At 60.7% G+C, this 17,052-nt stretch carries 15 protein-coding genes; 7 read left to right on the top strand and 8 right to left on the bottom strand.

From position 1 onward, the window contains the following. Positions 1-194: 194 nt before the first annotated feature. The 7 genes from ACIQWP_RS27360 (at position 195) to ACIQWP_RS27330 (ending at position 7,645) form a co-directional block, all read left to right on the top strand. Complete coding sequence (locus tag ACIQWP_RS27360) at positions 195-1,607, top strand: short-chain fatty acyl-CoA regulator family protein (RefSeq protein WP_402794319.1); 1,413 nt, start codon at positions 195-197, stop codon at positions 1,605-1,607. 167 nt (positions 1,608-1,774) lie between these two features. Next, positions 1,775-2,611 carry a transporter substrate-binding domain-containing protein gene (locus tag ACIQWP_RS27355; protein ID WP_402794316.1) on the top strand — a complete coding sequence of 279 codons (837 nt, stop codon included), beginning with the start codon at positions 1,775-1,777 and terminating at the stop codon, positions 2,609-2,611. Between the two features lie 29 nt (positions 2,612-2,640). Continuing rightward, positions 2,641-3,390 (top strand): amino acid ABC transporter permease, encoded by a 750-nt coding sequence (locus tag ACIQWP_RS27350; protein WP_402794313.1) that lies wholly within the window; start codon positions 2,641-2,643, stop codon positions 3,388-3,390. Continuing rightward, complete coding sequence (locus ACIQWP_RS27345; protein ID WP_402794310.1) at positions 3,387-4,160, top strand: amino acid ABC transporter permease; 774 nt, start codon at positions 3,387-3,389, stop codon at positions 4,158-4,160. The genes ACIQWP_RS27350 and ACIQWP_RS27345 overlap by 4 nt, the downstream gene beginning before the upstream one ends. A 10-nt stretch (positions 4,161-4,170) precedes the next feature. Continuing rightward, the gene (locus tag ACIQWP_RS27340; RefSeq protein WP_402794307.1) at positions 4,171-4,959 is read left to right on the top strand and encodes an amino acid ABC transporter ATP-binding protein; all 789 of its coding nucleotides are present in this window, start codon (positions 4,171-4,173) and stop codon (positions 4,957-4,959) included. Between the two features lie 12 nt (positions 4,960-4,971). Beyond that, on the top strand, positions 4,972-6,312 hold the full coding sequence (locus ACIQWP_RS27335) for an MmgE/PrpD family protein (protein ID WP_402794304.1): 1,341 nt from the start codon (positions 4,972-4,974) through the stop codon (positions 6,310-6,312). Between the two features lie 34 nt (positions 6,313-6,346). Then, positions 6,347-7,645: an LLM class flavin-dependent oxidoreductase gene (locus tag ACIQWP_RS27330; RefSeq protein WP_402794301.1), complete on the top strand. Its 1,299-nt coding sequence runs from the start codon at positions 6,347-6,349 to the stop codon at positions 7,643-7,645. Between the two features lie 53 nt (positions 7,646-7,698). On the opposite strand, the gene ACIQWP_RS27325 is transcribed toward ACIQWP_RS27330, so the two are convergent. The 8 genes from ACIQWP_RS27325 to ACIQWP_RS27290 form a co-directional block, all read right to left on the bottom strand. Beyond that, positions 7,699-9,420, bottom strand: a complete 1,722-nt coding sequence (locus tag ACIQWP_RS27325; protein ID WP_402794298.1) for an ABC transporter ATP-binding protein — start codon at positions 9,418-9,420, stop codon at positions 7,699-7,701. Positions 9,421-9,730: 310 nt separating this feature from the next. Continuing rightward, on the bottom strand, positions 9,731-10,675 hold the full coding sequence (locus tag ACIQWP_RS27320; protein WP_402794295.1) for a sugar kinase: 945 nt from the start codon (positions 10,673-10,675) through the stop codon (positions 9,731-9,733). Between the two features lie 115 nt (positions 10,676-10,790). Further along, complete coding sequence (locus ACIQWP_RS27315; protein WP_402794292.1) at positions 10,791-11,606, bottom strand: carbohydrate ABC transporter permease; 816 nt, start codon at positions 11,604-11,606, stop codon at positions 10,791-10,793. 1 nt (position 11,607) lies between these two features. Next, on the bottom strand, positions 11,608-12,543 hold the full coding sequence (locus tag ACIQWP_RS27310; RefSeq protein ID WP_402794533.1) for a carbohydrate ABC transporter permease: 936 nt from the start codon (positions 12,541-12,543) through the stop codon (positions 11,608-11,610). Further along, entirely contained in the window at positions 12,543-13,874 is a 1,332-nt protein-coding gene (locus ACIQWP_RS27305; RefSeq protein WP_402794290.1) for an ABC transporter substrate-binding protein, read from the bottom strand. The genes ACIQWP_RS27310 and ACIQWP_RS27305 overlap by 1 nt, the downstream gene beginning before the upstream one ends. A gap of 60 nt (positions 13,875-13,934) precedes the next feature. Continuing rightward, positions 13,935-14,594: a GntR family transcriptional regulator gene (locus tag ACIQWP_RS27300; RefSeq protein WP_402794288.1), complete on the bottom strand. Its 660-nt coding sequence runs from the start codon at positions 14,592-14,594 to the stop codon at positions 13,935-13,937. 21 nt (positions 14,595-14,615) lie between these two features. Then, positions 14,616-15,500, bottom strand: a complete 885-nt coding sequence (locus ACIQWP_RS27295) for a dihydrodipicolinate synthase family protein (RefSeq protein WP_402794286.1) — start codon at positions 15,498-15,500, stop codon at positions 14,616-14,618. A 249-nt stretch (positions 15,501-15,749) separates the two neighbouring features. Continuing rightward, complete coding sequence (locus tag ACIQWP_RS27290) at positions 15,750-17,042, bottom strand: amidohydrolase family protein (protein WP_402794283.1); 1,293 nt, start codon at positions 17,040-17,042, stop codon at positions 15,750-15,752. Positions 17,043-17,052 lie beyond the last annotated feature (10 nt).

Below are 17,052 nucleotides of genomic sequence, written 5' to 3'. Positions count from 1 at the left end.
ATACTTCCTCTCGATCCTCCGATCGATCTCGATTGCATGACGATTTTTACAATATCGATGCCGTGACGGCCAGAAAAACGAGAAGGTCCCGTTAGATAAAAGGGTTAGGATGTGCTATCGTTGACAGCGGTTCTGAGTAAAATTGTAAATCTTGTAAAACTTAACCAGACGGAGGTTTGTAAAGGGTGTGACACATGGTTGAGCGCAAGATCTTTGCCGGACCTCGGGTTCGACGCATCCGCATGGGGCTAGGCCTGACGCAGACGACGATGGCGCAGGCGCTGGATATCTCGCCGTCCTATCTCAATCTCATCGAGCGCAATCAGCGGCCGCTGACCGTGCAGCTGCTGTTGAAACTCTCAGCGGTCTATAAGGTCGATCTCGACGAACTGCAGGGCGAACAGGGCGGCAGTGCGGGGCAGTTGCGCGAAGTCTTTGCCGATCCCTTGCTATCAGGCGAAATCCCCGGCGATCAGGAACTGATCGAGTTCGCCGAAGCAGCACCGAATGCGGCGAATGGCATGATCCGGCTCTATCGCGCCTATCGCGAGCAGGCTGCCAGATTGTCGGATCTCGCCGAGCTTCTATCGCGCGAGGGCAGGGTTGCCGATGTGGCAGCGCCGCGCCTGCCGCTCGACGAGGTTCACGACCGCCTGCAGTCGCGACCGAATTTCTTTGCCCGCATCGAGGATGCCGCTGAAACACTTCATCAGCGCCTTGCGCCAGGCGACGATATGGCTGGCGCATTGAGGACATGGCTGAAGGGCGAGCATGGTATCTCCGTTCGCCTGCTGCCGGCGCGCTCCATGCCAGGCCTGCGGCGGCGCTACGATCGACATTCGATGCGGCTTTTTCTCTCCGAGCGCCTGTCGCCATTTGATCAGCTCCGCGAGATCGCCACGGAGGTTTCTCTATTGGCGTTGCGGGGAGAGATTTCCGCCGAACTCGATGCACTTCAGCTTTCCACGCCAGAAGCCAATCGCATCGCCCGCTTCGAGCTGGCGCGCTATGCCGCTCATGCGCTTTTGATGCCCTATGGCGCCTATCTGTCGGCCGCGCAGCGCCTGCACTACGATATCGATGGTCTCGGCGCTCGCTTCGGCGTGTCCTATGAACAGGCGGCCGTGCGGTTGACCAGCCTGCAGCGCCCCGGTGCATCAGCCATCCCGTTTTTCCTGATGGAGATCGATATGGCCGGCAATCGACTGCGCAAGGCGGGCGCGCAAGGTTTTCCGCAGGTGCGCTTCGGCGGCGGCTGTCCCAAGCTCAATATCCATGTCGCCTTTGCCCAGCCCGGGCAGATCCTGGTGGATGCCGCGCAAATGCCGGACGGCAGCCGCTTTCTGACGGTCGCGCGCACGATCGAAGGGCCGCAGGCTGATTTCGGCGAGAGGGTACGCCGCTCGGCTCTTCTGCTCGGCTGCGACATCGCTCATCGCGACGAGGTCATCTATGGAAAAGCATTGGGCGCAGCCGACGTTTTGATCGGTCGGGCCTGCCGCCTATGCGAGCGTCAAGGCTGTCTGGCGAGAGCCGAGCCGCCGGTGACGCGGCCACTGGGCCTTGATGAAATGGCGGCGGGTTTAAGTGTGTTCGATTTTCAGTGAACGCAATGATTGCGTCATGGGGCAGCGCTCCTAGCAGATCGAATGTATTAAAATCTATCGTTTATATAGGTAATTTGTTGCGTCCGAGCGCCGATAAATAGCACCATATTCCTCGCCTGCCGGGCTTGGTCTCTCTAGGTTCCGCGCAGACAAGGAGTCCGATGTCCATGAATATTGCCAAGCGAACGTCTGCCGCCATTTTTGCCGCTGCGCTTTCCTGCGGTGCGCTGTTCACCACGATCGCGCATGCCGATGCGACGCTCGACCGCATCAAGGGTCGCGGCGCGCTGACGGTCGGTGTCATCCTGTCGGGTGCGCCTTTTGGCTACATCGATCCGGCAAGCCAGGAGCAGAAGGGCTACAATCTCGACATCGCCAAGGCACTCGCCGACAAGCTCGGCGTCAAGCTCGAAACGGTGACGGTGACGCCGCCGAACCGCGTGCAGTTCCTGCAGCAGGGCAAGGTCGATATCCTGATCGCCAACATGCAGTACACCGAAGAGCGCGCCAAGATCCTCGATTACGTGCCGACGCCCTATGACCGCAGCGGTGGCGCCGCCGTCGGTCGCAAGGATAGCGGTCTGAATGACTGGAGCGACCTGAAGGGCAAGCCGGTTTGCGTTTCTCAGGGCTCGAACTACACGCAGCCGCTGATCGAACAATATGGCGCGGAAGTGAAGGCGCTGCCGAGCCAACCGGAATCGCTGCTGGCGTTGCAGGGCGGCAATTGCGTCGCGGCCGTTCATGTCGGCGCGACGGTTGGTCTGCTTCTCCAGGATCGCCCGGAAGACTGGAAGGACTACAAGATCCTGTTCCCGACCGAACTTGTTCCGTCGGATTCGGTGATCTGGCTGCGCAAGGGCGATGGCGACACGCGCGACGCGCTCGACCAGGCTATTCAGGAACTGCATGCCAGCGGCAAGCTTCTCGACTATGCCAAGGCAAACCGCCTGCTCAATACGACTTTCCTTGAGGAAGAGCATAAGAAGCTCGAAGGCAAGTGATATCGACGGTCGCTTGAGGAACGGTTTGCATGGGAAGTTCGCTTCTTCAGACCTTCATCGACTGGACTGGCAAGATCGGACTGCATTACGAGTTCCTGGCCAGCGGTTATGAAGCGCAGATCTGGCGTGGTGGTTTCATCACCACGCTTTATCTCATTGTGCTCCTGATTCCGGTCAGCCTCCTCTTCGGCCTGCTGTTTGCCGCGATGCTCACTTCTGGAAACAAGGTTTTGGCAGCACCGGTCAGGGCCTTCATCGAAGTGACCCGCAACACGCCGACGCTGGTGCAGCTTATGTTCAGCTTCCTCGTGTTGAACACGTTCGTCTCCAATGGTCTTGGCGGTGCGCAGCACAATCCTTTGACGCCGTTCTTCTGGGTGGTTGCCGTCGTCGGCCTGCATGTGGCAGCGCTCCATGCCGATGCGCTTCGCGCCGGCATCGAAGCTGTGCCGGAGCAGACGGTAGAAGCGGCCAGAGCGATTGGCTTTACTCGGCTGCAGATCCTGCGTTTCGTCTCGATACCGCTCGCCTTCCGGGCGTCGTTGCCGGCAATCGTCAACAATATGATCAATCTCGTAAAGCTGACGACGGTGGGCAATGCGATTGCCGTCAGCGAGATCACCTATGCATCGATCATGGTCTGGACGCAGCGCGACAATGTCGTCGAACTGATGATCGTCATCCTGCTCTTCTTCAGCGCCATCAATCTCGCTCTCGCCAGGATCGGGCGCTGGATTGAGAAACGGCTGGCCGTGCCCGGTTTCGGAGTGGGCATATGAGCGTGGCAAAGCTCTCATCGGCTCCTTCGAGCAATTGGCTGCTCTGGCTGTTCGGGGCATTGGTCGCGCTTGCGGCGGCCTGGCTGCTGGCCGATCTCTCGCTGCTGCATGTGCTGATTGAATGGTTGCCCTATCTCGGTAGCGGCTTCCTGATGAATATCCTCATCAGCCTGCTCGCCATGGCCGGCGGCACAGTGGTCGGCGTGGCGCTTGGTATTCTCGAGCTGACACCGCTGAAGATCGTCCGCTATCCGGTCGTTGCCTATGTCCAGATCTTCCGTAACGCGCCGCATCTCGTGCTGATCTTTGCCACGACCTATATTTTCCCGTTCGAAATCGTCGTCTTCGGCCACTACCTGCCTTTTCCTGATTGGCTGAAAGCCGTCATCGGGCTTGCCATCCCCGCAAGCGCCTATGTCGCCGAAATCACGCGGGGTGCTATCCAGTCCATTCCGACCACCCAGTGGGAGGCGTCAAAGGGGCTCGGTTTTTCCCGGCTGCAGGCGCTGCGCTGGATCATCCTGCCGCAATGCGTGCGTCGTTCGCTGCCGCCCTGGATGAACCTTTTCTCCTCCATCACCATGGGGACCGCACTTGCTTCTCTGGTCGGTGTCCACGAATTGCTGCATGCCGCGACCGATGCCAGCACCGCCGTGCGCCGCTTGGATTTCACCGTGCTTGCCTATCTCGTCGTGATGGCGGCCTTCTTTGCCCTCTGCTATCCCATTTCCAGCCTGACGCGCCGCCTTGAGCGCCGCTTCAAAGCTTAAAGGAGCCGGCATGAGCCAAGCTCAGACCAATCCGATCGTCGAACTGGCCGACGTGCATCTCGCCTTTGGGTCCACCGAGGTCCTGAAAGGTATCGACCTGACGGTCGCCCGCGGCCAGACCGTTTCGATCATTGGCCCCTCGGGGTCGGGAAAATCGACGATCCTGCGCTGCATCAACGCGCTGGTCGCACCACAGAAGGGGCGCATCACCGTCAATGGCGCGCATGTCGACCAGATGCGTACGGAAGCCGAACGCATCAAGCTGCGCCAGAAGATCGGCATCGTCTTCCAGCAGTATAATCTCTTTCCGCATCTCTCCGTGCTCGACAATATCACGCTCGCGCCGATGCGTATTCTTCGCGTCGATCGCGCCGAAGCCGAGCGTCACGCCAGGGATCTTCTGGCGCGCGTGCGCCTGTCGGAAAAGGCCAGCATGTATCCGGGGCAGCTTTCCGGCGGACAACAGCAGCGCGTGGCGATCGCCCGGGCGCTGGCGATGCGGCCCGATCTCGTCCTGTTCGACGAGGTAACCTCGGCGCTCGACCCGGAAACCGTCGGCGAGGTGCTTGCCGTCATCCGCGATCTCGTCAAGGAAGGCATGACCAGCATTCTGGTGACGCATGAAATGCGTTTTGCCGAAGAGATCAGCGATGTCGTGGTCTTCACCGAAAACGGTCAGATCGTCGACCAGGGGCCGCCCGAGCACATCTTCCAGGCGTCGACGAACGCGCGCATCCGTCGCTTCGTCAACGGGCTTGCCGGTGCGCGCGCGTCGCTGGAAAACGGTGAAGGCATTTAAGGAGCTTTGACGATGGAGACGGCTTTTCCACTGACCACAGCATTTGCCGAAGCGATCGTTTTGGCCGAACCGCTGCGGGATGAGGCCGCCGTGGCAGCTGGGCGCAAGGCGATCGTCGATTGGCTTGCCTGTGCTTTCGGCGGTGCAGCCGATCGCACGACCCGCATTCTGCTGGAGCAGTTGCCGGCAGGCCCGGGTGACGCCGTCATCATCGGGCAGGGGCGCCGCACCGATGCGCTGACGGCGGCGCTCGTCAATGCCCATGCTGGCCATGTGCTCGACTATGACGATGTACATGCGAGTGCGCGCGGCCACCCGACGACGGTGATCGTGCCCGTGCTGCTTGCGCTTGCATCGGAAGAGCGGCTATCGGCCGATCGCTTGATCGCGGGCTATATCGTTGGCCTGGAAGCGATGGCGCGCCTTGGCCTCTCGATCGGCATGCGTCACTACGAGAATGGTTTTCATGCGACCGCGACGCTCGGCACGATCGGTGTCGCTGCGGCTGTGGCGCATGTACTCGGCTATTCCATGGCGGAGACCGCGACAGCACTCGGGCTCGCGGCCACGCATTCGAGCGGGCTGCGCTTGCAGTTCGGTCACGACGCCAAGCCCTATCATGCAGGTATGGCCGCCCGCTCCGGTCTGCTCTCGGCAAGGCTCGCAAAGGCCGGCTTTGGCGGCGCCCGGGATTTTCTCGACAACCCGATCGGCTTCTTTTCGGCCTTTGCCTTTGGTGAGCAACGACCTCAAGCGGCAATAGAGGGGTGGGGTGCGCCGTGGCAGATCGTGGCGCCCGGCCTCACGCTCAAGGCTTTCCCATGCTGCACGGCGAGCCATCCGGTTGCCATGATCGGTCTTCAGCTTCACGGCGAAGGTTTGCGCGCGGGGCTGGTTGAAGACGTGCTCATCACTTTTCCGCCGGGAGGCGATGCGGCATTGGTCGTCACCAGCCCGACGACCGGCATCGATGCCCGCTTCAGCGCTGAATATGTGTTCGCGACGGCCCTGGTCGACGGAGCCCTGAAAATCAGCCATTTCGGCGAGACGCCGGTGCGCGATGACCTGACGGCGATAGCACGGAACGTGCGCCGGCGGCATGACGAGAGAGCGCCACGGCTTTCGAACGATCCGAAGACACGCTTCGTCATTGCCGAAGTCACGCTCAGGGACGGAAGCCGTCTGGTGCGCGAATTCAAGGGCTTGCCAGGCCTCAGCGACCCTACGGAGAAATTCCGCGACGCGACTGGCAGCCATCAGGCCGTATCAGCCGTCCCTGATCTCGTACTGGCCATGCACAGCGAGGATGATCTTTATCGTCTCATCGAGCATCTCGCCAAAGGCCTGAACTGATCCATTTGTTTAAAGAAACCCAAGGCAGCTATCCATGAGCAAGCACCGCAAGATCCATCTCGGCCTCTTCCTGCAAGGTGCCGGCCATCACGTATCCGGCTGGCGCCATCCGGATGCGGAGGCGGGCAGTGAGAATTTCGACCTGCTGCGCCGCGTGGCGCAGATCGCCGAGGCGGGCAAGTTCGACATGCTCTTTCTCGCCGACGGCCTGACGAGCGGCGTCGACGCGCATCCGTCGATGATCGCCCGCTTCGAGCCGCTAACGCTGCTTGCCTCGCTTGCGATGGTGACGAACAAGATCGGCCTTGCCGCGACAGCGTCGACCACCTACGGCGAACCCTACCATCTCGCCCGTGCCTTCGCCTCGATCGATCATCTGAGCCACGGCCGCGCTGCCTGGAATATTGTCACGACTTCCTATGCGCGCACCGCCGCCAATTTCTCCAAGAGCCATCCGGAGCATGACGAGCGTTATGCCGTGGCCGAAGAGTTCGTCGATGTCGTGCGCGGTCTCTGGGACAGCTGGTCTGACGATGCCTTTCCGAAGGACAAGGAAAGCGGCGTCTATGCCGACCCCGCCAAAGTGCGGGTGCTCGATCACGCCGGCAAATATTATACGGTCAAGGGACCACTGAATATCCCGCGCTCGCCGCAGGGCCATCCGATCCTTATCCAGGCCGGTTCCTCCGGTCCGGGTCAGGATCTTGCCGCCCGCACCGCCGATATCGTCTTTACCGCCCAGCAGAGCCTCGGCGAGGCGCAGGCCTTCTACAAGAGCCTGAAGGGTCGGGTCGCCGGCTTCGGCCGTAGCCCCGATGACGTCGCCGTCATGCCCGGCTTCCTGCCCGTTATCGGCCGGACGGCCGTGGAAGCGCGCGAGAAGCTCGATGCCCTGAACCGCTGGACTGACATCAAGAGCGCCATGCCCCTGCTGGAAGAACGGATTGGCCATAGTCTGGCCGATTATGATCTTGATGGCCCTTTGCCCGATCTGCCGATCTCGGACCAGCTGCGCAGCCGCGCCGAGTTGTTGACCGAGCTTGCCCGCCGCGAAAAGCTGACGATCCGCGAGCTTGCCTTGCGCGTGGCGGCCGGCCGCGGCCATCACATCGTGCTTGGCACTGCCGAGGAGATCGCCGACCGCATGCAGCTATGGTTCGAAAACGGCGCTGCAGACGGTTTCAACGTCATGCCGCCCTTCTTCCCGGCCGGCCTTGAGGATTTCACCCATCAGGTCGTCCCGATTTTGCAGGAGAGAGGCCTTTTCCGCCTTGAATACGAGGGCACGACATTGCGCGATCATCTCGGTCTCTCGCGACCCGCCTGGGCCTGATGGTTGCCGAGGCGTAGGGTCTCGGCTCCAGGTCGCCGGATTACATCGGCAGATCAGGCATAAAGCCCGAACTGGGCGTTGTGGAGCCGCGCATAGGCGCCACGGCGGGCGAGCAATTCGTCATGCGATCCTTGCTCGACAATACCATTGTCACCCATGACGATGATGCGGTCGGCGTTGCGGATGGTCGACAGCCGGTGCGCAACCATCAGCGTCGTGCGTCCTTTCGCAAGCTCCAACAGCGCTTGCTGGATCGCGTATTCGGTTGCCGTGTCGAGTGCCGAGGTGGCCTCGTCGAGAATAAGGATCGGCGGGTCTTTCAGGAAGATACGGGCGATGGCGAGGCGCTGCTTCTGTCCGCCCGAAAGCTTGACGCCGCGTTCGCCCGTCGGCGTATCGAGCCCGCCCGGCAGGGACCGGACGAATTCGTCGAGCGAGGCGCGCTGCAGCGCCTTCATGATATCCTCGTCGGTGGCGCCGAGCTTTCCATAGGCGATGTTTTCGCGAATGGTCGAGCCGAACAGGAAGACGTCCTGCTGCACGATGCCGATCTGACTGCGCAGCGACGCCTGGCTCATGTCGCGGATATCGATGCCGTCGATGGTGATGTTGCCAGCCGTTACGTCGTAGAAGCGGGGCAGCAGCGAGCAGATCGTCGTCTTGCCCGTGCCGGACGCACCGACAAAGGCCACGGTCTCGCCGGGGGCGATCGTTAGAGAAAGATCCTTGAAGATGGTGGTCTGGTCGGAATAGCCGAAAGCGACGTTTCTGTAGGCGATATCGCCCTTCAGATGATCGACCACGATCGCATTCGGCCGGTCGGCGAGGTCCGGTTCCGTGTCGATCAGCGACAGGAAGCGTTTGAAGCCGGCGATGCCCTTGGGGTAGGTCTCGATGACCGAGGTGATCTTGTCGATCGGGCGGAAGAACACGTTGATGAGCAGCAGGAAGCTGATGAAGCCGCCATAGGTCAGCTCACCCGACATGACGAACCAGGTTCCCGCCATCATGACGACGAGCTGCACGAGACGCGTGCTGAAATAGCTGAGCGCAATGCTTGCCGTCATATAGGCGTAGCCGTCCAGCTTGGTCGCCTTGTAGTCCTCGTTGTCGCTGGCAAACAGCTGGCTTTCGTATCGCTCGTTGGCGAAGGCCTTGACCACGCGGATGCCGCCGACGGTTTCCTGCATGCGCGTATTGAAGTTGCCGACCTTGCCGAACAGGCTGCGCGAGTTCAGCGTCATCTTCGCGCCGTAGCGGCTGACCAGCCAGGTCATGAAGGGAACGATGGTCGTCGTTAGCAGTGCAAGCTTCCAGTGGACACTGAACATCAGCAGGAAAGCGCCGATGAAGGTCATGATCGCGATGAACAGGTCCTCGGGGCCATGATGGGCGATCTCGCCCACTTCCTCCAGGTCCTTGGTGACGTGGGTGATCAGGTGACCGGTGCGGTTGTTGTCGAAATAGCGGAAGGACAGCTTCTGGATATGGTCGAAGGCCTGTCGGCGCATATCGGATTCGATCGAGATGCCCAGCGCATGGCCCCAGTAGTTGACGATCGCCGAGAGGCCGGTCGCCACCGCATAAACGACGAGCAGCGCAGCCGCCGTCGCAAAGATCAGGCCCCAGTCGCGGCCTGGCAGTAACTGATCGATGAAGAGCTTGACCGCCAGCGGAAAGCCGAGCTCCAGCAGGCCCGCGAGCACGGCGCAGCCGAAATCCAGGAAAAACAACGTCTTGTAGCGCGCATAATAGGAAAAGAAACGGCGTAGCATGAATGCCCTCCGTGGGCATTGAAGAGGATTTGGGGAGATAAGGACGGACCGAACGACAGCCCGAATTCGGCGTCGCCGTTCAGCGTCAGTGGGTGCCGAAGTTTCTCATCTGGCGATCCTCCTGTTTGAGGGCGCGATTGGTATAACCGACGGGTACAACCCTGTCACCTCTATAAACGATAGGACAGTTGCCCTGCGAGTGCTGCGGCACGGAGGCTGAAGGATGGGCGGCGGGCGGCTTTACGATCATCCCGGCCGGCAACGGTAAAATCGCGACGCCTGCCGACGGAGGCTCGACTCCTCAGAGGTTCTAAAGCGGATGGGATCGGCGGATCACATCGGCGCGCGTCGGTGCGCCTGATCGTCCTCCGAACACCTCGCACTTGATGGCAGCGGCAATGGAAGAAAAGCGGATCGCGTCTGCCGGTGCCATTCCTTCTGCGATTGCAAGTGCGAAAGCGCCGTGGAAGATGTCCCCGGCGGCAAGCGTGTCGACGGCCCTGACGGCAATGGTCCGGGAGTGCTTGATCTTGCCGTCGTCATCATTGAACCAGTAGCTGCCGGCGGCTCCTGCTGTGACACAAATGAGCGATTGTCGGTATGCTCGTTTCAGAAGGCGGACCATCTCCGGAACATCGTCCGTTCCCGTCAGGCGTTGTGCGGCAGGTTCGGAGAAGACGATATGGGTCGCCTCCGGGGCCAATTGCGCGATAATCCCGTCCGCGGCGACATCGCCATCGAGAATGGCCGGCTTGCCGATCGCTCTTGCGGTTCTGAGAACCTGAAGTGCCAGCGCAGGCCAGCGGACGTCGACGAGCACCGCATCGAAAGTGGCGATATCCTCCGCTGTGAATTCCTTTACGGTGTGGTGCAGCTTTGGATCGTAGAAGGGGACGATCAGTCTTTCACCGTCATCGTCCACAAGGATCGTCGATACCGCGGAGCGGGCACCTTCGACCAGCGACATGCCGTGCATATTGATCCCATCGGCATTCAGATCGCCAATGATGCGCTCGCCGATTTCGTCATCACCGACGGCACCCCACAGGCTCGCCTCGCCACCGAGCCGGGTGATGGCATAGGCAGCGCTCGAGGCCATGCCTTCGGCGATCTGCAGCATGTCGTAGGGCAGGACCTTTCCCTGACCCTGCGGAAGACTGCGGACACGAAAAAGCGTGTCCAGAACGGCGGCGCCGACGCAAAGGATCTGCTTGGGTCGGCCGGATGGCGGGTCGAAGATGGACGAGGAGCTCAAGACCGCTTTCCGCTTGTTTTGTCGGCATCATGCAGGTTCGCCGGATCGCTGGCAATGTCGATCCGGCCACCGCAATGCGTCAGGTTGCTTCGTCCCTCCACGGATACCAGGCGCATCATTTGACGGCCCCGGCCGTGAGGCCCGCAATGATCTGCCTCTGCGCAAACATCGTCAGCACAAGGACCGGCAACGTGACGATCAAGGCGGCAGCGGCAAGCGGCCCCCAGCTGACCTGCTCGAAGGAAAGCATGTTGTAGACGGCGACGGGCAGCGTGCGGGTTTCGCGACTGGCAAGCACGATGCCGAAGACGAAGTTGTTCCACGAGAAGATGACCGAGAGGATGAAGGCGACGACGATGCCGGGCCGGGCGATCGGCAGGGCGATCAGGCGGAAAACCTGCCAGGGCGTGGCGCCATCGATACTTGCTGCCTCCTCGAGCTCCATCGGTGTCGTCTCGAAATAGCCGATCATGATCCACACCACGATCGGGACTGTCACGACGAGATGGATGATGATCTGCGGCCAGAGCGTTCCCAAAAGATTGAGCCACTGGAACAACAGAAACAGCGGTATGAGGAAGGATAGGCCCGGCGTCATGCGGGCGATCATGATGACGACTGCCGATTTTTCCGCCTTCAGCCGCGCGATGCCGTAGCCGGCCGGCACGCCGATGATGAGCGCGAGCAGGGTGGCCGCCCCCGTCACGAGAACTGAATTCCAGAAATAGAGGAAGAAGTTGTTTTCCTGGAAAACATTGACGTAGTTCGTCCAGGCGATGCGATCGGGAATGAGGATCGGCGGATAGGCGCCGTTGTCGATCTCGTATTTCAGCGACAGCGAGATCATCCAGAGGAAAAACAGCACGACCGGCGAAACGATCACCAGCGCCACGAAGAACAGGCCGATCCGGTTGAGTGTCGAGCGCTTCATCTCAATGTCCCTCCGCATCCGTCCATTTCGTGCGCTGCCGCATCATCAAAAGCATGAAGGAGAGCGCGACGATCAGGATGAAGAACACCACTGCCATGGCAGAGCCATAGCCGATGTCGTAATAGGAAAACGCTGTGTTGTAGAGATAGATGTTGATGGTCTCGGACGCCGTTCCCGGTCCGCCCTGCGTCATCGCATAGATGATATCGAAGCTCTTGATCGCGTCGATGCCGCGGATCATGACGGCGATCATCAGGAAGGGCGAGATCATCGGCAGCGTCAGGTAGCGGAACTTCTGCCAGGCATTGGCACCGTCGATTTCGGCGCTTTCATAGGGTTCGCGCGGCACGGATGCGAGACCGCCGAGCACGATCAGCATGACCAACGGCGTCCATTGCCAGACCTCGACCAGGACGAGCGAGGGGATGACGCTGTTTTGGTTATAGATCCATTCTTGCGGTCCGATGCCGACGAGCGACAGCAGATAGTTCAGCACGCCGAGTTGCGGATGAAACATCATCGTCCAGACCAGCGCCACGGCGACGGGCGTCGCCATCATCGGCATGACGAAGACGCCGCGCAGAAACCCGCGCAGCGGAAAGTTCGCATCGAAGATAAGCGCTGCCAGCGTCCCGAAGATCAACGGGCCGACGACGGACAGCACGGTATAGAGAACCGTGTGCCATAGTGACTCCCAGAAGCGCATGTCGGTCGCCAGCCGGACATAATTGTCCCAGCCGACGAAGCTCTGCGATTGGCCGAGCGTCCATTTGTTCACGCTCATCCAGAGGGTGAAGACCCAGGGAAAGACGATGACGGCAGCAATCACGATCAGCGCGGGAACGACAAAGGGCCAGTAGTTGGGAGCAAGCCTTTGCGGCTTGCTCCTTCCTGCAGCGGCTTTTGCGGCAGTATCTTCGATGCTCACGGAGGCCATCATCCCTCGCTTCGTGCGAGCACCGGCTCGAACTGGGCGGTTGCCGTCTTCAGCTCGGCCGCCGGATCGGCGCCGCCGATCATGTTCGTCAGCGCGACGCCATAAATGTCGCGGAACTCGGTGACCGGGATGATGACGGGCAGGGCAAGCTGCGAGACCTTGGCGGAACCGGCGACGGCATCCAGCCATGCGGCCGGCATCTTTACGCCTTCCCGAACCTTCTGGTCCTCCAGAATCGACTGACGGAAGGGAACGCCGGCGCCGGCCTGCAGCAGTCGCGCACCCATGTCGTGCGAGATCGCCCATTGGCAGAAGAGATAAGCCGCTTCCTTCTTCTGGCTGGCGGCCGTAACGCCGATGCCGTCGCCGGTCGTTGCTGCTGCCTGCGCGCTCGGTCCCTTCGGCATGACGCCATAGCCGACCTGGCCAACGACACGGGACTTTTCCGGATTTTCGATCGGCGGGGCGAAGCCGACGCCATCAAGCCACATGCCGATCTTGCCCTGCAGGAAGGCCGATTGTGCTTCTGCCCAGTTGAAGCCGGAAACGCCGGGAGGCGCCGATTTGGTCATCAGGCGCTGATAGAGCTTGGCGGCATCCACGGCCCCTTGTGATTCCGTTTGCAGCTTGCCGTCGGCCGAAAGCGGCGTTGTACCGTGACCGAGCATGAAAGTCGTCCAGACAGGCGCATTGGCATTTTTGAGGCCGCGCGCGACGAAGCCGTAGGTGTTTGTCGATTTATCCGTCAGCGCCTCGGCGGCCTTGGCCATATCCTCGAAGGTTGCCGGATAGGCCAGCCCCTTCTTCTCGAACAGCGCCTTGTTCCAATAAACGATCCAATAATCGACCGAAAAGGGCAGGGAGCGCATGACGCCCGCGGAGTCCTTGGCAAATGTCAGGCCGGCCTCTGCGAAATCGCTCTCCGTCAGCGAGGGGTCGGTGAGCGACGGGTCCTTCATGAAGCCGCTGATATCGGCCAGCCAGCCGCCCTTTTCGAACTGGCGCTTCTGCACATGGTAGCTCAGATGTACGACGTCGAAGCTCGGCTTGCCCGAGCTCAGCTCGATGGTGGTCTTCTGGCGCTGCTGCTGCTCGGGTGTCGCCTCTGCATTGACCTTGATGCCGGTTAGCGCTTCGAACTCGCTTAGATATTTGAGGATCGTTTCGCTGCGCGGGCTCTTGATCAGATTGACTTCGAGCGTCGTGCCGGAAAAGCGCTTCCAGTCGACCGCAGCCGAGGCGGTCCGGACACCCAGAAGGCTTGCCGCGCCGAGTGCTGCCGTACCGGCCATGAAGCCGCGACGTGTCGGATTGAAAAATGACGATGACATGCTGTTCCTCCTCCTTTGGCCGAAAATCTCCTCATTCGCGGCCTTGTTATTCGAAGCTTTTCAAATCTTCAGTGCCCGATCCCGTGCTCCGCCGATATGGGATACGAGAGCCGTCACAGCCTCTTCGGCGGATCGTCGCTCAATGGCCTCAAGCACTTTCAAATGCTCTTCCATTACGGGGCCGACATGGCCGTTGATGCGGAACCTGTCCTGGCTGATCAGCCGCATCTTGATCGAATTGACCCGGTAAGCATTCGAGATGATCGTATTGCCCAGCGCATCGATGAAGGCATCGTGCATGCCCCAATCCACCGATTGCGCGTGCAGCTCCAGCTCCGGGGAATTGTCGCCAGCGCGGATGGCATCGGCGATATCGCGATGATCCTTCAAAAGCTTGGCGATCGTCTCGTCGGATGCCGAATGGGTAAAGAGTGCGACAGCCTCCTTCTCGAGGAAAAGACGGAGCTGGAAGGCCTCGCGGATGAGGTCTAGGTCGATATGGGCGATCTGCAATCCACGTTGCGGGACCGTCTTGATCAGCCCTTCGGCCTCCAGGCGAGGGATCAGTTCCCGGATCGCGCCGAGCGTCAATCCCGTCAGTTCGACGAGCCGCCGTTGCGAGATGAACTGCCCTGGCCGCACGTCGCGTGCCAGCAAATGGCGCGTAAAGCTTTCGTAAGCCTTCTCTCTCAGCGTCGGTTGTTCGCCTGGTCCATCCATCGGCAGCTCCGGGCTGTTCGGTTAGGCGGCCTTGGCGCGAAACAACGCGCCGAAGGCAGCAAAGAGCGTCTCGGAATCCTGCCCGTTCGCTGGCACGAGAGGCGGACGCACGGCAAGCCAGCCGTCATCTTCCGTCAACCGGGCGAGAATTGCCTTGATCGAGGGAATGATCGGATAGTTCAGCAGCTGTTCGACGAAGCGCTCGACATTGGCATTGTCGACGCCCTTCTCCGCCATGGCCTGGACTTCGCGAGGCAGGAGGTTTGCCATGCCGGAGATCGCGCCCTGTCCGCCGAGGCGAACTCCGCGCGCCAAGTGCCGCTCGTCGCCGATCAGAATGATGAGATCGCCATGCGTCTTCAGCAGTTCCTCGGTATAAGGCCAATCGCCGGAGGAATCCTTGACGCCGACGACGACACCCGGAAACGCCGTGCGCAGGCGGCCGACAAGGGAGATGGAGAGCGGTACCATCGTCACCGATGGAATATTGTAGACGATCACGTCCCGGGCATGCGTGCCGAGCATGGTGAAGACGGCGGCAAACCATTTGAAGAGGCCGTCATCGCTGACGTTCTTGAAATAGGAGGGCGGTGCGAGAAGGATGTTGCGTACGCCTTGCGAGAGCGCCTGTCGAGCCTGTGCCGCGGCATCTTCGGCGGCATCGACGAGCACGCCCATGACGATCTGCGAGGGAGGAATGCCGGCAGCCATCATGGCGGCCAGAACCCGCTCGCGTTCCTGCATGCCGATGGACGCGCCTTCGCCTGTGGTGCCGAAAAGCGTGACGCTCTTGCAGCCGTTGGAAAGGCAGTGCTTTGCCTGCTCGATCACGCCAGGGATCGCAATCTCGCCATCCGCATCAAAGGGGGTTGCCAGCGCGGCCGACAGGCCAAAACTCTCAGTCATCCAATCCTCCCGATCTTGTAGGATCAGTGAATATCATGCTGACATGTTAGTTGTAAAGCAAGGTTTCGTTCAGTTGTTTACTTCCAGGTTCGATCCGTGAACAAGGCTGCGGCGGTGCGTTGCCATACGCTAATATGGGCCGCGTAAGCCGTCCTAGGCATGAGTGCCGTTCAAATGATTCGGCTTGCTCCGAAAAGGGCGCTTGTCTGGCACGCGCCGCGATATCGTCTTGATGGAGCGATCACATCGTCAGGAGCCGACAGGCACGTAATCGCGCCCGCCATCGATCCGTGATGGTCGGCCATCGAGAAAGAGTTCGCCGATGCGCGGTGCCGAGCGGGCGATGACCCTGCCGCGCTTGACGACGGCGAGTCGATTGGGCTTCAGGCGAAGTGCTTCCAGCGTGTCGACCGCTTGTAGTACCACGAAATCGGCATTGCAGCCCCTTTCAAGGCCGTAGCCTTCAAGGCCAAGTGTTCTGGCGGAATTGACGGTGAGTGCATCGAAGATCTTCTTCTTGTCTTCGATGCCGGCCATCTGCGCGACGTGGATCGCCATATGACCGACTTCGAGCATGTCGCCGGAGCCCATCGAATACCAGGGGTCCATCACGCAATCATGGCCGAAGGAAACGTTGAGGCCGGCATCCATCAATTCGCGCACGCGCGTCATGCCGCGCCGTTTCGGGTAGGTGTCGTGCCGGCCCTGCAACATGATGTTGATCAGCGGATTGGGGATGACGTTGATCCGTGCTTCCGCCATCAGAGGGATGAGCTTGGAGACGTAGTAATTGTCCATCGAATGCATCGAGGTCAGGTGCGAGCCGGCGACACGGCCCTGCAGTCCGAAGCGGACCGTTTCCGCGGCCAGCGTCTCGATGTGACGCGACATCGGATCATCAGTTTCGTCACAATGCATGTCGACGGGAAGACCGCGATCGGCCGCGATCCGGCAAAGCGCCTCGACCGAAGCCCTGCCTTCATCCATGGTGCGCTCGAAATGCGGGATGCCGCCGAGGATGTCGACGCCCATGTCGAGCGCCCGCTCAAGGGAAGCGACGCCATCCTGGGCGCGGTAATAGCCATCCTGCGGGAAGGCGACGAGCTGCAGGTCGATATAGGGCTTGACCCTGTCCTTCACTTCCAGAAGCGCCTCGGCCGTCACCAGCTTGGGGTCGGACGTATCGACATGGCTGCGGATGAAAAGCAGCCCTTGCGTCACCGCGAGATCGCAGTAGCGCAGCGCGCGATCGACAAGCTCTTCCTTCGTGACGATCGGGCGCAGCTCTCCCCAAAGCGCGATGCCCTCGAGAAGCGTGCCGGAAACGTTCATGCGCGGCAGGCCGAGCGAAAGCGTGGCGTCCATATGGAAATGCGGGTCGACAAAGGGTGGGCTCACCAGCCTGTCGGTCGCATCGATCTCTTCCTTTGCCCCTGTCGTGATCGAGGTTTCGATTGCTGCGATCTTGCCATCCTTGACCGCGATATCGATGCCCTTGCGGCCATCGGGCAGGTTGGCATTCCGAATGATGAGATCGAACATGAAAGGCTCC

The sequence above is a fragment of the Rhizobium sp. NPDC090279 genome, assembly GCF_044769665.1.
Taxonomy (GTDB): domain Bacteria; phylum Pseudomonadota; class Alphaproteobacteria; order Rhizobiales; family Rhizobiaceae; genus Rhizobium.
This window is presented reverse-complemented; position numbering and strand designations above follow the sequence as displayed.